The sequence below is a fragment of the Nostoc sp. genome (assembly GCF_036917655.1).
Taxonomy (GTDB): domain Bacteria; phylum Cyanobacteriota; class Cyanobacteriia; order Cyanobacteriales; family Nostocaceae; genus Nostoc.
Window position 1 is genome coordinate 54589 of record NZ_JBALCY010000002.1, and the last position, 14856, is coordinate 69444.

Annotated in this window: 5 protein-coding genes and 2 pseudogenes; 2 read left to right on the forward strand and 5 right to left on the reverse strand. The window is 39.8% G+C overall.

Features of this window, described 5'->3' with window-relative positions; translation table 11 throughout:
• Window positions 1-57: 57 nt before the first annotated feature.
• From V7K30_RS00950 to V7K30_RS00960, 3 genes and pseudogenes are all read right to left on the reverse strand, one after another.
• Window positions 58-8886: an amino acid adenylation domain-containing protein gene (locus tag V7K30_RS00950; protein ID WP_334996231.1), complete on the reverse strand. Its 8829-nt coding sequence runs from the start codon at window positions 8884-8886 to the stop codon at window positions 58-60.
• Between the two features lie 474 nt (window positions 8887-9360).
• A pseudogene (locus V7K30_RS00955) lies at window positions 9361-9717 on the reverse strand (hypothetical protein).
• 462 nt (window positions 9718-10179) lie between these two features.
• Window positions 10180-10725 carry a DUF4277 domain-containing protein gene (locus tag V7K30_RS00960; protein ID WP_334996233.1) on the reverse strand — a complete coding sequence of 182 codons (546 nt, stop codon included), beginning with the start codon at window positions 10723-10725 and terminating at the stop codon, window positions 10180-10182.
• Between the two features lie 224 nt (window positions 10726-10949).
• Between V7K30_RS00960 and V7K30_RS00965 the strand changes: the two are divergent.
• Both V7K30_RS00965 and V7K30_RS00970 read left to right on the forward strand, forming a co-directional pair.
• Window positions 10950-11078: pseudogene (locus V7K30_RS00965) on the forward strand (aspartyl protease); the annotation flags it as partial.
• Window positions 11079-11180: 102 nt separating this feature from the next.
• Window positions 11181-11426: a ribbon-helix-helix domain-containing protein gene (locus tag V7K30_RS00970; protein WP_334996235.1), complete on the forward strand. Its 246-nt coding sequence runs from the start codon at window positions 11181-11183 to the stop codon at window positions 11424-11426.
• Window positions 11427-11496: 70 nt separating this feature from the next.
• On the opposite strand, the gene V7K30_RS00975 is transcribed toward V7K30_RS00970, so the two are convergent.
• Window positions 11497-12897, reverse strand: a complete 1401-nt coding sequence (locus V7K30_RS00975) for a DUF1802 family protein (RefSeq protein ID WP_334996237.1) — start codon at window positions 12895-12897, stop codon at window positions 11497-11499.
• A 10-nt stretch (window positions 12898-12907) separates the two neighbouring features.
• Window positions 12908-14824, reverse strand: coding sequence for a hypothetical protein (locus tag V7K30_RS00980; RefSeq protein ID WP_334996239.1), 1917 nt, complete (start codon window positions 14822-14824; stop codon window positions 12908-12910).
• Window positions 14825-14856: the final 32 nt, after the last annotated feature.

Genomic DNA, 14856 nt, shown 5'->3' on the forward strand with positions numbered 1-14856 from the left:
AACAATGGACAAAGTGAGGGCAAGTTTTATCTTGATAGAGATGACTTGTGAACGACTTCATTCAATTTCTGCTAGCAGTTCGTCCAACGCTTCTTGGCTTAAACCAACTTCAGGGAAATCTGAAGGAGTATAGCCTCCTGCTTCTTTTGATATACAGTGGTCGATAATAGCTTCTAAGACTTTCAGATAGTTTTTAGCCAAGTTTTCTACAGTAGCTTGGTAATGGAAAGCTGCGCTATATTTCCACTCCAGTTGCAATCTGCCTTCAATGACTAATCCATTCACATTCAACAAATGGTGGCGCTGTCCTTTGAGGCTGTGAATAGAACCGCTAGACTCTTGAGCATATTTCCAACCAAGGGGTGCTAGGTGCGTTTGGTCGAATTGACCCAAGTAATTAAAACTCACCTGAGCTTGAGGGAGTAGCTCAAGTTGCTTGTTTATGGTTGCATCCATGCTCAGATACCGCAGGATGCCATAGCCAATACCTCGGTTGGGGATGCGTCGCAGTTGCTCTTTGACCGACTTGAGAGCCTCGCCAGGATGGTGAAGACCTCCAAGTTTTAAGCAAACGGGGAATAAACTGGTAAACCAGCCTACTGTGCGGGACAAGTCTACATCCTCAAACAAGTCCTCCCGCCCGTGACCTTCTAATTCAATTAGTAGAGAGTCATAGCCTGTCCATCCAGCAAAACTTTGCACTAATGCAGTCAAGAGTACATCGTTAATTTGGGTGTTATAGGCGACTGGGACATCCTGCAACAGAGTGCGAGTCTGTTCTGCATTCAGGGATATAGAGACAATCTGACTTGAACCGACAGTGTTTTCTGACGCAATAGCAGGAGAATCCAACGGTAAAGGAGCAACTGCGAACGACCTTGAGTGCAGCCAGTAGTCTAGCTCTGAGTGCAGTTCTTGAGTACCTGCATAATCCTGTAATCGAATTGCCCAATCTTTGAAGGAAGTTGTTTTTGCAGGAAGTTGGATGTTGTTCCCACTATCTAATTGTTTGTATGCTCCAGATAAATCTTCCAGCAAAATCCGCCAGGAAATCCCATCGACAGCTAAGTGATGGATGACGATGAGCAAGCGTCCAGGGGAAGATTTGCCTAAGTTAAATAGAACGACCCGTAGTAGCGGCCCATCTGCTATATTTAGCGATCGCTGTATTTCATCTGCCTTTAACTCAATTGCTTTTGATTGTTCTACTTGAGTCAGGTTGGATAAATCAGCTATCACCAACGATACTGCATCGCACACATCACTGTTGTACTGTTGCCATTGCGCTTCTTGCTGCACAAACCGCAGCCGTAAAGCGTCATGATGGTACACCAGCTTTTGTAATGCCTGCTCTAGTAATTCCGCTTGGATATTTGGCGGAACTTCTAGCAGGAAAGATTGATTAAAGTGATCGGGTTCGGGTAAATTCCGCTCAAAGAACCAATGCTGAATCGGTGTTAGGGGAACAATGCCCTTAACTAAGCCCTGTTCTGCCTCATTGGAGGTAGTTTTCACGGCTACAGCAGCTAACTCAGCGATGGTTTGATGCTGAAATAGCTGTTTTGGAGTTAGTTTTAATCCAGCTTGATTAGCTCTGGCGACAATTTGGATTCCAATAATGGAATCCCCGCCCAATTCAAAAAAGTTGTCATGAATACAAACTTGTTTTAATAATAAAACATCCTGCCAAATTTTTAGCAAGATTTTTTCAGTATGAGTGCGGGGGGAGACAAAGCCGATTGAGTCATTAAACTCGAACTCTGGTACTGGTAAAGCACGGCGGTCTACTTTACCATTGGACGTAATGGGAAAAGCCTCTAGAACTGTGAAGGATGCAGGTATCATATAGTCGGGAAGCTTTTGCTTGAGGAACAGGCGCAACTCGGTACTAGTGGGCTGTTTTCCTTCTGAAACAACGTAAGCCGCCAAACTCTTAACACCAGGCTTGTCTTCCCTAGCAATCACAATGGCATCTCCTACCTGAGAATGTTGAGTTAAAACAACCTCAATTTCTGCAAGTTCGATGCGGAAGCCACGGATTTTCACTTGGTTATCAATGCGACCAATAAACTCAATATTTCCGTCAGGTAGGTAACGTGCTAAGTCTCCTGTTTTGTACAACTTTTTGTTAGAAGTTAATTGTGCCTCCTCAAACGGATTTGGAATAAACTTGGCCTCAGTTAAATCTGGGCGGTTAAGATAACCTCTGGCTAAACCATCACCACCAATACATAGTTCGCCAGGAACACCAATCGGTACAGGTTGGAGATGACGATCCAGAATATAGATTTGTGTATTACCAATTGGTTGCCCAATTGGCAAGTTTGTTGCGCCTTCTGGAACTTCCTGCACTAAATACCAGGAAGAGAAAGTAGTATTTTCTGTTGGCCCATAAACGTGAAGCAGTCGCTTTGGAGGTTGATTTTGTAGTAATGTTCTCACCCAGTTTGGTTCTACCGCTTCTCCACCAAATAGAACAGTTTGGAGATTTTTAAAGATTCCCGGTACTTGACTTACCAACTGGTTGAATAACGCTGTTGTGACAAACAAAAAGTCAATCTGCTGCTCTTGCAGTTGTGTAGCTAGTAGTGGCGGCGATAGCAAGACTTCTTTAGTAATACTTACTAGCCTAGCTCCATGCAGCAAAGCTCCCCAAATTTCAAAGGTAGCAGCGTCAAAAGCTGCATTAGAGGCTTGAGCAATTCGGTGATGATCTGTTAACTCTACGTAGTTAGTGTTACAAACTAACCGATTCACAGCTTGATGAGTAACAGTTATACCTTTCGGTTTTCCTGTAGAGCCAGAGGTATAGATTACATAAGCTAGATTTTGACTTGATGCCTCATTGGTGAGGTTTTCCTGACTATATTTGCTAATTAGCTCTTGCCAGCAAGTATCTAAAAATACAACTTTAGCGCTAGTTTCCGGTATCTGCACTTTTAACTGTTCTTGAGTCAGTAGTATTGATACCTGAGAATCATTCAGCATATAAGCCAAGCGCTCTTCAGGATAGCTAGAGTCTAAAGGAAGGTAAGCACCACCTGCTTTGAGAATTGCCAGCATTGCGATAATCATCTGTGGCGATCGCTCGACGCAAATCCCTACCAATACTTCTTTTTTGACTCCCAAGCTTTGTAGATAGTGCGCTAATTGATTGGCGCGATCGTTTAACTCTCGATATGTTAGAGACTCGTCCTCATACACCAGTGCGATCGCATTACTGTTTTGTTCTACCTGTTCCTCAAACACTTGATGGATACATTTCGTATCGGGATATGGTATGTGAGTATCATTCCATTCCACTAGCAATTGATGACGTTCACGCTCAGTTAGCAATGGTAATCTACCTACCGATTCTTGGGGATTCGCGACAATTCCCGCTAATAATGTCTGGAAATGACTGCTCATGCGAGCGATTCTATCTTCATCAAACAAATCGCTGTTATATTGCCAAAACCCTTGCAGGGAGTTTCTTTCATCTGTGTTTTCCCACATTTGTAAGGTTAGGTCAAACTTAGCGTTAACATTATCTAGATGTAGAGGTGCTATGGCTAAATCAGGCGTTTCTAATTCCTCCATTGAGGCATTCTGCAATGCAAACATCACCTGAAATAGAGGACTGTGGCTGAGACTACGCTCTATTTGCAAAGCTTCGACAATTTGCTCAAAGGGAACGTCTTGGTTGGCGTAGGCATCCATGCAAGTAGAACGTACTTGCATTAGTAGTTTTGAGAAACTCGGATTGTTTTCTAGTCGAGTTCGCATCACCAAGGTATTGACAAAAAAGCCAATTAACCCTTCTATATCTTGCTGGTTACGGCTAGCGATCGGTGTTCCTAACAGAATATCTTCTTGACCACTGTAACGGAATAGTAGAGTCGCATAAGCCGCCATCAAGGTCATAAACAGGGTAGTTCCTGACTTGTGGCTAAGTTCTTTCAGCGATGCGGTCAGTTTTGCATCTAGCTGGAAGGAAAAACACCAACCCCGGAAAGTTTGCACAGAGGAACGAGGCCTATCTGTAGGTAGTTCCAAAAGAGGTGGTACGGCTGCTAACTGTTGCTTCCAGTAATTGATTTGGGTTTGGAGGAGCGTTCCTTTTTGTAACCATTGGCGTTGCCAAATTGTAAAATCTGCATATTGAATCGGTAATTCTGGAAGTGGAGAAGGTTCGCCAGTCAAAAAGCCTCGATACAAACTCGATAATTCTTTGATGAATACTCCCATTGACCAGCCATCACCGACAATGTGGTGCATGGTCAATAACAAAGCATAAGACTCTGACTTGAGTTGTACCAGAGTGACTCGTAGCAACAGTCCTTTGGTAAGGTCAAAGGGTTGTAATTGATCTTGGGTTGCTAAAAGTTGCAATTGTTCTGACTGTTCTTGTCCTGACAATTGTTGCAAGTCTACAACCGAGAGTTTCATGGTTGCGTGGGGAGCAATTACTTGTACAGGTGTTCCCGCCACAGCACTAAAAGTGGTGCGTAAAATTTCGTGACGGCGGATAATTTCGTTGAGACTGCGTTCTAAAATTTCTACATTCACACGTCCCTTGAGACGAACAGCTTTAAACATATTGTAGAAAGGACTGTCCGGCTCCAATTGTGCCAAAACCCATAGGCGTTGTTGGGCGAAAGAAAGAGGGAATGTCTGAGATTCTGTTTGATTTCCCCGACGAACTTTCCCAATAGCACGGTTATTTCTTTGATATCCTAAAGACTCTGCTACTTGCCAAGCCACATCACTTAAAAAGTCAGTGTTGTAGTATTGCTTCCAACTATCTGCGGTGTTAGCATTAATGCCCTGATGTTCGTGAAATTTTACATCCCCCACCATTCTAGACTGGGCATAAATTCCATCTGTCATGCGCTGCTTTTTCTCTTTGTATGGTTGCAGCATATCAGGATGGAACTCCACCCCTAAAAATTGACATAAGCCCTCAACACTTGTCTGTGGTTGGCTAACTATGTCTTCAAATTTGACTTGATACTGGCGTTCTTGGGGAACTTGTTGCAAGAATTCGAGAATATTTTGATGACTAATTAGCCAAACGAGTTCAGCGAGTTCTCGCCTATTGAAGGGATGTTGATATGGAAATGTTTGCTCTACTCTAGCTTCTTCATAAGAGCGCATCGTTGCATAAGGATGACGCACAAGGTGAATGTAGAGTGGGTTTTGGAAGTTTATTTCCGCCCGTTTTAGGGTTTCTAAATCTATGGAGTAGGAGGGGGTCTTGTCTACCAAGATTTGATCGCCCAGCCATTGCTGTATAAGTTGGTAAAACTGCTTTGTAGTGAGATTTTTCGCTTCTAATTCTTCCATAAGTGCGATCGCTTCTTCTGGACTACACCCCCGAATTTGCATGATTGTGCGAATCGTCCCTTCCATCCAAAAGCTGTAACGTCCAGAAAATGCTGCTTTTCGTTCACTAAGTGTATTAAATGTCAGCAGTTCCAATTCTGGAGGCGCAAACAATTGGGGATTTCCCCCTAGAATGACGCGCAGTAAGGTAGAGCCACTACGATGAGGCGAGAGAATAAATATAGCTGGCGGGTTTTTGATTGCGTCGTCATCTATTGGGGGAGTAAGAGGAGAAATCAATGATCGCATTTGCAAAACTTTAGCTTCACCGATTCGCTCTTGTGGTATGTCAATAGTTGAATTTATTTCCTTACCAACCAGTTTTGCTCCTGCTTGTGGGTAGTTTTCTTCTATGTAAGCTGCTAGTTTAGCAACTGTTTTAGTATCAAATAAAACAACAAAATGAATAATCTCGTTTAATTGCGCTTGCAGTTTATTAATCAGAATCGCTCCCCGAATCGAATCGCCGCCTAGTTCAAAGAAGTTATCATCAATACCCACTCTGTCTAGTTTGAGGGCTTCTGCGAATAAATGTGCGATCGCCTTCTCTATAGGATTGCGAGGAGCAACAAATTCTATATCTAACTGAGAACGTTGGCGCTGTTGTCGAGATGCAATCTCTTTGAGAATGAGTTCGGGACTATATAGATTCCGAGCAATGCGCTCAAAAAAGTCTGCAAAAGAGGCTATTTTTGCCGATCTATCAGATCCGAATTTCGCTTTTCGATCGGACTGACTATCTACTGTATTTATATCGGATATGAGTACTTTATTGCCTTCTGACGAGGCTGTTTCTACTAAGCTCCCATCAGACTGACTATCTACTGCATCTATATCGGATATGAGTACTTTGTTGCCTTCTGACGAGGCTGTTTCTACTAAGCTCCCATCAGACTGATTATCTACTGCATCTATATCGGATATGAGTATTTTATCTCCTTCTGACGAGGCTGTTTCTACTAAGCTCCCATCAGACTGACTATCTACTGCATCTATATCGGATATGAGTAGTAATCTACTTTCGGATGCGGTTTGAGATGGAAACTCGAATAACCAACCACCATCTTTCTCTTGCTGAAATTGTCTACCAATACTAGTAAGAAAATCCCAGGCTGGCTGATTCTTCTTGGTAGGTATATAGAAAAGCTCGACTCGTCCTAATCCTCTTTGTTGAGCAAGAGTTCCTAAATAGGACAGCATTCTATGCTCCACACCCCGACCAAGTACCCGACAACTGAGTAAAAAGGTGTCTACAACTAGCGCATTTTCTTGAACTTCAAACAACAGCAGACCGACTAAACCATAATCTCCAAAGCGGTCTTTAACCTTGACCACCCGACATTCTAATTTTTCTGAATTACAAAGTTGTTGAATTTCAGCCTCAGACCGGCGGATTGTTGTGAGGTTAAACTGATTGGTGCGTTGGGTAAGTTGAGCAACCCGCGAAAGTTGCTCGCTTTGCATCGGGGAAATCTCTATTTCTAAGTTCAGTTGGGCGAGGAAATCACTAAAAGAAAAAGAATCCTGTTGCAAACGCTGGCGCTGGACATTCTGTTGATAGAGATTAGTTCTTTGTTGGTCTTCTTGGGTGGTTTGGAGTTCGTCGAAAGCCCAAATATGCTTTAAAAACTGCGGGATGCGATCGGGTTGTTCTGGAAGTTGTAAAGTCAGCACTTCTGGACAGTTTGCTCTAACTTCAGCACACTCAATTGGATTGTCATCAATGAAAATAAAGCTATCTAAACTCAGTTGTAGTTCGGTAGCTAAAGACTTCAGATTCTCCGATTTCGATTCCCAGTTAATGCGCCAATTAACGAGATGATGGCGACCCATCAGCATATCTGGATGTTGGTCAAAGACTGCAAATACATCCTCTTGTTCATTCTTGCTACACAAACAAATCAACTTTCCTGCTGCTTGCTGCGCGATGATAAATTCTTGGAGCGCTCTATAGGGTGGATTGATTTTGACTCCTCCAACTCCATCCTCTCCACAAATACCACTCCATAATGTATGGTCGCAATCAAGGGCAATAACCTTATAAGGAGAGCTTTGTAAAGCAAAGATTTTCCGCGCCAGCATTGTCCCCAAAGTGCAAAAAAAGGTTGGCGTGTAGGGAATGTGTCCTAGTTCGTCTCCGTAAGGGTCGTAGTACTCCTCTACTGGGTAGATACTGGTCAATTCTTGACTTTTTATCAGATACATACCACTAACATCTTTGAGATCAGCTGCTAACAGTTCCTGCATTCTCTCATGTAAAGTGTTATCTGCTGCATCTGTTGTTGGAGAGGGAGGACAGATAAAGACCAAGTAAGGATTTGGCGATCGCGTTGTTGCTGTTTTCAAAGCACTGCCAAAATCCTTAACGGTTTGCTCTAGTTGGACTGGATTTTTTTCAAATTGCTGTGATACTGAGCTTTGCTTCAGGTTGGGGCGAGTGGCGTAGATATTAAACAGTCCAGAACCGTGCAGGAGAGACTCTTCATCGACAACAAATTGAAAGCCTTTGTTTTCAAGCAGTTGCATGACGTGTTTAATTGTACTGCCTTCTTGGTCATGCACCTCCATAACTATTTGTTTAATCAGTGACCAGTGATGATCTTTAATTCCTTGGAGAATTGCTAACTCGCTTTTTTCAGCATCTAGTTTCAGTAAATCAATTTTTTCAATCTTATATTCTTCGATAATTTCTGAAAGAGTTCGCAACTGAGCTTGATAAGTTTCTCGTTCAAGCCTATCCTTGAGAAATTCATCAGCCAGGCGTTCTAACGACTCTTCATCGAGGGAATTATCGCGTTGCAGCATATTAATAATGACTGAGCGAATAGCTTTTTCATCTTGCTCTGTATCAGCTGCAAAACTTGAGAAAACTGAGGAACGAGGATAAAAAGTGAAGGTTTCTTCTTTGCGTTCACCACCTAAACCGCAGTTAAAAAGATGGGTGTTTTGACAGTAAAGCTTGGCGTTAGTTTGTAATTTGTCAAAAGCGTGAGGTGCAGGTTCAAAACCATAAATAGTCCCTGTTGGGGATTTTTGTTGAGCAAATAAGGTAAATAGACCAATATTCGCTCCCACATCAATTATACAGTCATCTTCATTGAAGACAATTCCATGCTTTAAATAGACGCGATCGCCAAAAATCTCTTGATATAGATACTCGGTTTCGTACTGGTTAAGGTGAGCTATTTCTAAGTGATTTGGTAAGGTGTGGCGTAAGCGATCGCCAAAAATTTCTTCTTTTAGATAATCGTCAACTGTTAATTGCAGACGATTCTTAGTTTCTTCCCAATCCTCAAACCTAACTAAAGCTACATTGACTCCATTTTGATTGTTAGTCAGAAGGCTGACTGGATTGAGAAGTTCTTGAAATACCTGATTGTAAGGAGCAAACTCTATTGAATAAAGAATTCCTATTTCTTGGAACCAATACGATAGGGAATCCTCAATTGGTTCACTTGTAAACGTAGCTGTAATAACAATTTTTTGCTTAGAGATGTGTTTTAATAAATCTTGTGTATTCATACTTGTGTATTTATAAAACTGATTTTCAGTAATTATTTCTAAATCAAAGGAAATTATGCGATAGGAAAAGCATCTCAATCAGTCTTAAAATAAGGAATCAAAAGAATCTGATGTATATTTGAGCCGCATGATAAAACATCGATTTAACGGTTTCATCTCGACTAATTCTAATATCTAACGGCAGGTGTCATCGAATAGCATTCCTTTTTTTATGCCAAAAACTTTTCAATCACTGTACTGTTCTTTGATTAACAGTAGGTTGACATCAGGTAACAGTAGAGTTAATAAAAACTCTCCGCCCTTTCCCAGCGCCTACCTATTGAGAAGTTATAATTTATTCCTCAACGATTTCAACTACTTTTGGAATCTCAACCTTTTGGGCATCAGTATAGCGTTTACTGATCACATGAGGTACATCATAGTCCCCTCATCGCTTGCGGGGAGGGGGTTGGGGGTGGGGTTCTTGTACCTCACTTAAGCGAGAACCGCTATACTGTTTTCTGGTTTCAGTTCATTTTTCAGTTTGAGTTTTAGCTCTTCTGTAATTGGTAAATCTTTAATTTCATTGAGGAGAAATGTCATGGATTCAGTTTTGCTTCGTTCTTCATAGATAGCGTTGAGAATGGCTTCTATTCCATATCAGGCTACGGCATCTCCTGCAACAGTTATTAGACCAAGCAGGGCTATACCTCCGACGATACCAAACAAACCCCCTAATGCTGTAAGGGTAGCTGCAACGGCGGCGGAACTACCTCCTGATGTAACCGCTAGAATCACGGGAATTACGCCAGGAAGTCCCAGTCCAGCAAGCTTTTTAACGATTTCGTTCATTTTAATCCCCCTCAAAATTTTTTTTGCTAGTTAAACATTATAAATGGCAATAAAAGTTATTTAGCCTAATGAAAAGTAGAAGTCTTTTTATTTTATTGTTTTTCACAATTTTATTTTAATAAACAGATAATCTCAGGTTTATCAATAAAATGCAATAGCAGTTTAAGTCACTTAAATGGACAGTTAAGACAGTTAAGACAGTTAATATTTAATTACTCCCGGTTCGCCCATTTTTTCATGAGTTAGAGAAAATAAGCAGTTAAAAGTATACCCAATGACATATTCCCAAAAACACAGAGTAAGTGTAAGTGTTCAAGGGGTAGCAGGGCGATCGTAAAACCTACATTCAGCAGGTTCTTTAAGACAAAAAATAATATTGATGAGAAGATGAACCAAAGAACTGCAAAATCAGTTTTTGTCTATCCGTGAGTTTAATCGAAGATTTAATTCCATCAATAAAGACTAGATGAACAGACTATGGTCACGGGAGTAACCGTGAGTTATGGTTATTGGTACTGGTGAATATTCTTCTTCTATATCTTGTTTTGCTTCAGGTAAATTATCTTCTACATCTTCTGATTTCACATATTTTCCATGCACTGATAGACTAGTCCCATCAATATGGACACAAGGTATTTTTATTCCCCACTGCTTTACCATTGCACTGGCTATTTTCAAGAACAGCAGTGTTATGCCATATTCATATAGTTGTTCTAGTACTCTTCCTATCCTACTATCGTTTAGATATTCAGCTTTTACTCCTTCACCGATGAGATATTCTGTCGCTTTTCCTGCAAACAACTCACTACATAAATATAGCGGCGCAGTTAAAAACCCCATACAGTTAATTATCATGGCTTTAACTACTTGTCCCGCACTCACTTTCTCTTGTTCATGAATTCCTAATTCTTGATCAATTATCTCCACAATTCCTATATCATCTATAATTCCTGCTATTAGCCCTAAATGATCTATATCTTGAACTTCTACTTCTATGTCAGTTTTCATCTTACAGTACTTGCGTCTATTATGAGGTACACTAGATTAAAATATAAATACTTTTAAATGAAGTCATACTCTGTCGATATTCGATAAAAAATAGTTGCAGCACATATAAGAGAAAAACATTTAAATCAGGAAAGTAGCTAACATATTTTCCGTGTCAAAGAGTTTAGTGTAAAAGCTTGTAAGACAACAAAAAGTTGAAGTAAATTTACAATCCAAGCCGTGAGGAAAACCACAATTATGAAATTCCTGTTTATGCAGGAGATGAAATTACGGAAGTTGTGTTAGGTTCAGAATGGCTAAAAATTCTGCCGTTGGTAGTTAATTATCAGGCTGATATATTAACTTTGGGATAACTGCGATGCCTACGACGGGCTACGCCTATGCTTTTAAAATTATCTAACTTTAAATGTTATTACAATCAGGTTAAAGCTGTCAATCAAGTGGAAGTATAAATCATGAATATCCAAATCAAACCTGAATTAGAGCAAATTATCCAATCGCAAATTGCTACAGGTAGATACGCGAATCCCGAAGAAGTTATTAGTAAAGCATTAAAGTTGCTATTAGAGTGGGAAAAAGGTTATCAGCAGTGGGTTGAAGAAACACGCGAAAAAGGTGAGGTTGCTATTGATCAACTAGATAGAGCGGAAGGTATTGATGGGGAAATTGTAGTTGAACAATTGCGAGAAAAACTGCGTTAAGCGAGAGAATTACAAGGATGAAGCAACATATTATTTTGCCAAAAGCCAGTCAGGATTTATCAGAATTGTATTATCTTTGATTAATAGTTAAATTGCGGAGAAAGTAAAAGCGATCGCTATTCCAATTACTGCTTTTTATTCGTCCTAAATAGCCTGTTAAGGGTGAAGAAAGTTCTATCAGTAAATCGTGAACTGCTTCATCATTTAGCTTGGGGTTATGAGTGGCATTATAATGAACACGAGTTTCTGTAACTATGAAACTCTGATGTGTAGCTTTTGAACTTTGGTTATCTTGTTCAGAGAGTTCTTTGACTACTGTGATAATGTGCGATCGCAAATTAATCTCTTTCTCAGCTTTATCAATATATTCATCAATTTTATAGTCAATTTGCCCAGATTCTAGATATTGCTGTAATTCGACTAAGTTAATAGCACCTGGATATTTTGCTTTGAATTCAACTAGCTTTTGTAGACTCATTACATTTATAATACTGATTTTAGATATTTCAGCAGATTCTTTCAGATTTTTAGTGGGTTTACCTGGGCCAATGATCAACCGCACAGCTTGAAGATAATTTTCTTTAAGATGCCTTTTACCAATCCTATCTAATTCTTCTACTGCACGATCAGGAATGCTTTTACCTGCTTTACATTCGCAAACAAGAGGATAAGGTTGTGAGCAAAATAAGTCTAAGCCACCTGCACCGCCTTTGTAGTTTTCTTCAACCTTGAATCCTAAAAAATCAAGGCTACGGCGTGCGATGATTTCAAAATCTGTACCAGCTTGATAGTTACTTTTACCCTCATCTTGCTCGATGCTGCGATCGCCCAATTTTGCGATATCATTTATCCAAGCTAAATTTTGATCGGGTTGCTTGATTAGCTTGTCACTACTCCAACCCAAAAATATTTTGATATCGTCGTCTAATTGTTTCGCTGCTGGTTGGCTAATGCTTAGGGATGCGATCGCACTCTGCAATTCTTCCAATTCAGGATGCAGCGCGGGTTCTAGTTTTTCTAGTTGATGCTTGCGTTGGGCGAAGGTGCGATCGTTTAATACTGGCTTTTCTTCAGAAACCGTTAGAGAATTAGGTAAACTAACAAATTTTCCTAGCTTTTCCTGAATGTTGGGATTGACTGATATTTCTTGTAACTGAGGTAACTGATAGACACGCAAGTAAGCCAAGAAAATATACTGTTGTTGTCGTAGTATCTCTCTTAATAGTTTTGGTGTCCATATTGTTAATTTAGACAAAATATCTAATGGTTTAGTCTCGTCTAAAATTTGGCAAAGTTCACATTTAGCCCAAGCTTTAATTGAAACTGAAGAGTCAACAGGATAAAGTGCAAATCTCTGTCCAGGACGAATAAAAATTTTGGGTAAAGCTACAATTGTTCGCCCCTGTATTAAGGCTTCAATATCAGGGACAGGTAGACACAGCGCTATTGAAATAGAAAACTGCTGATTCATTTCTAGTTAGCTATAGATTTAGATCGATATTATCAGCATTAGCAATAGGCTTAGGAATACTAATAGGTAATCCATCATCAGTTAAATTAGTAGATTCTTGCCCAGAAGGATCGCTGAGAATTTCTCGAATCAAAGGATTATTTATTGCTAGTTGCTTTTCCTCAATAAAATCAAAAATCTGTTTCTCTGTCAGTTTGTAACTCTCTTTTTTATACCAAAGAAAATAGATAGCTAAAAGAGGTTTAATGTCTTGGCTTTGCAAGCCTACCCATTCTCCACCCTTTTTTTGCAACAGTATTTTCAAATGCTTTCTAGCTAATTTTGCATTTTGACTAATTATCTTTGAACGCACCAAGCAACCGCGAGTTAGGTCAAATTTTTTGTAATCAATTAGTCGTCCCAAGGCAGCACCTATAACATTGTAATCTTGCTGAACTACATCAACTCCAATCCTCACTTTTCTCTTATTGCCAATAATTTTGAAATCCATAAAGCCATTATTTTCTGCACTAGGCTCTACTTCTTCAATTGATTCGATTGTTACTCCCTCTAAAGTTTTACCTATTAAAATATTGAAAGCAAGCAAAAGAGCTTCTGTAATTGTTGCTTCTTCTTCCATTAATGAATCAATGGAAGCCTCAACATTTGCTAACTCATTGTCGAAGTATGCTTTAACTGGATGGATTGTTGTAGATGTCCATGCGCTTGTAGTATTTGTAGTGCTTCTTTTTGAATTTGTCGGATCATCAATAATAGGCTCGTTAGGTACAAAATTATCTGCACACCATTTCAAAACTGACCTAACTGTAGGTCTTTCTTTTCCAAGTTCTCGGAGTTGATTTTCATCAAATGGATAGAGAGAATGAGGAGGTGTCTGTTTATTCTCTTCATAAAATTCTTGTAACCATTGACGAACTATAGCTATAACATCATCAGGGGTTAAAAAATTTAGTCGAATTGGTAGTCTATCAACTTGATTACTGACTAATCTATCCATAACAGCTTCAGCTTGATGTAAAATCTTTATTTGATCTTCCCAAGTTTCACGGTATATTGTCAGCAGAAAAACACCTTTTTTCAGACTGTTATACATATCCTTAACTAGATCGGCAATCACCTGGGCTGTTGTAAAACCAGGGACTGAAACCTCCAAATTATCTAATTCATCAAAGCAAATAACTGGAATTTTGTAATCGCTAGTTATATCTAAAATTTGGCGGACAGTGCTTAATGCTTCAGCTTCTCTATCCTCGCTTTTAGGATTTGGCAACCCCATTGCTTCAGCTTGTGATTGTGCTAATTCCAAACCAGATAACCAATAGCTTGCATAATTAATATGGACTGGAGAAAGTGTCCATAAAATTGCTTTCACTATGTAAGGGTTGGTTATTTCAGGCTTGACTTTCAGAACACTTTCTGTCAAATTAACTATCGCCTTAGTTGAGTGTTTGCTTAACCAACCTGGATACATATTAATATACTGTTGTGGCGTATAGTTCCATTGCTTTGCTTCGTTAATTAAAGCTGCTGCAATTTCCTGCCATTGCATTACTTTTTGACTACCAAAAGCTCTAAGACTAGAGGCGACACTTTGCAGAAATTGAGACTTAATTTGATTCAAGTTATCATACTTACTCATATAAACAAATAAGCTACCATCTTCTGTCTGTAGACGGTGGCGAATCCGGCTAATAATATGGCTTTTTCCAGCACCTTTTTCAGATGCAATTGTGATACCTACAGTTTCACTTTCTCCTTTACGGATTTTTTCAACAGCATCAAAAACTGCATTGGACGCATGAGCATTAATTGAAGGTACATCAGGAAAGCTTTTGCCCCATATTTGTTGTGGTCTGACAACGATATGCCCTGCAAATGGATTGTGATTTTTAATCAGTTCGTCAATGGTATATGTATTAGTAGACATAATTTTGCGGAGTTAACGTGTGACGAGTTAAA

What these genes read in the sequence shown, in the direction of transcription:
- V7K30_RS00950 (WP_334996231.1), bottom strand. Translation starts at nt 8,886, where the DNA reads ATGAATACACAAGATTTATTAAAACACATCTCTAAGCAAAAAATTGTT.
- V7K30_RS00960 (WP_334996233.1), bottom strand. Translation starts at nt 10,725, where the DNA reads ATGAAAACTGACATAGAAGTAGAAGTTCAAGATATAGATCATTTAGGG.
- V7K30_RS00970 (WP_334996235.1), top strand. Translation starts at nt 11,181, where the DNA reads ATGAATATCCAAATCAAACCTGAATTAGAGCAAATTATCCAATCGCAA.
- V7K30_RS00975 (WP_334996237.1), bottom strand. Translation starts at nt 12,897, where the DNA reads ATGAATCAGCAGTTTTCTATTTCAATAGCGCTGTGTCTACCTGTCCCT.
- V7K30_RS00980 (WP_334996239.1), bottom strand. Translation starts at nt 14,824, where the DNA reads ATGTCTACTAATACATATACCATTGACGAACTGATTAAAAATCACAAT.